This window comes from Enterococcus villorum, assembly GCF_007990225.1.
GTDB classification, from domain to species: Bacteria; Bacillota; Bacilli; order Lactobacillales; family Enterococcaceae; genus Enterococcus_B; species Enterococcus_B villorum.
Map to the genome: position 1 here is coordinate 1 of NZ_BJWF01000088.1, position 1,374 is coordinate 1,374.

The following is a 1,374-nucleotide window of genomic DNA, read 5'->3' on the forward strand; positions in this document are numbered from 1 at the left end:
AACTAACCAAAAAAGGTATGGAGTTTTGGAACAGTAAGGGATCTATCGGAACGATTGGAACAACCGATTCTGCCGGTAATCCGTTTCCTAAAGTTTCAGACGAATCTACACCTGTGCCTTTAACAGATAATTCATTAGTAATTAAAACTAACGGAACTGACAATTCCCCTAAGTATATCTTGATTTCTTCTAAAGAAGATTATGGATTTATTTTACAAGGGAAATCAACATTGCACTTAGGCAATTTGAATATTCAAGGTGAACTTAGAATCAATGGACAAAAAGTATTTCCAGGCCAAGGCGGTGGAGGAAGCGGAGGAAGTGATCCTGGGACTACTCCCCCTCAATTAACAACGGAAGCTGAAAAACGAGCATGGAAAATATGGACAATGCTGAAAGCTCGTGGCTATTCTGAATATGCAGCCGCAGGTATTTTAGGAAATATTCAGGGAGAAGTTGGAGCAAGTATGAACCCTGATACAGAACAACTTGGTGGTCCAGCTTATGGGATTGTTCAATGGGATGGTTCTGCTTATCCGTTAGTCGGATCACCAACTTGGAACGGACGAGAGTATGTTCAGCGTTTGATGAACACCGCAGGGATTCAAGAAGATTATCGAAGTATTGAAGCCCAAGTAAAATTATTAGATTGGTGTATGTTCAACGGTCAATGGCTCGGAAAAGTAAATCCAACCACAGTATCAGGATTTAAATCGATCAATGATGCCAAAAGTGCAGCATATGCTTTTGAAATGAACTTTGAACGCCCAGCTTCTGCACATCCAGAACGCCAAAATTATGCCCAATCTTGGTATAACAAATTACATGGATTAACTAGTCCAGAACCTGGAGGAAATTTCATTTGTCCAATTCAAAAACCAGTAACAGTTACTTCAGAATGTGGATGGAGAACAAGTCCAATAAATGGCGGTCAAGAATTTCATAATGGAATTGATCTTGTAAATGGAAATCCTAATACACCTATTTTTGCAGCATTAGATGGGGAAGTTGTTCAGGCTGGTGCTAATTATTATGACTGGTATGGGAATTACGTGGTTATCAAACATAATAATGGGAAATGGACAGGATACGCTCATTTATCCCGTGTTGATGTTTCTGTTGGTCAAAAAGTCCAGAAAGGTGCTCAAATTGGCTTGATGGGAACAACTGGTCCATCTACAGGAGAACATCTACATTTTCAAATTATGAAAAATTATTGGCCACAGCCAGTTGTTGATTTTGAGAATCCGAGAACTTACATTCAATTTTAAGAAAGGAGAGTAAACAATGGAATTAGACAAATTTCGGGAGGTTGATTTGGTCATTGACCATGTCAATAATCATTTTTTTCAAAATCAGTTTGTTAGTCAGAAT

General features: G+C 38.6%; 1 protein-coding gene. It reads left to right on the forward strand.

Going from position 1 to position 1,374, the window contains the following annotated elements; translation table 11 throughout:
- Window positions 1-1,271: phage tail tip lysozyme (locus EVI01_RS13400; RefSeq protein WP_146811776.1), on the forward strand; the 1,271-nt coding region annotated here is incomplete at its 5' end.
- Window positions 1,272-1,374 lie beyond the last annotated feature (103 nt).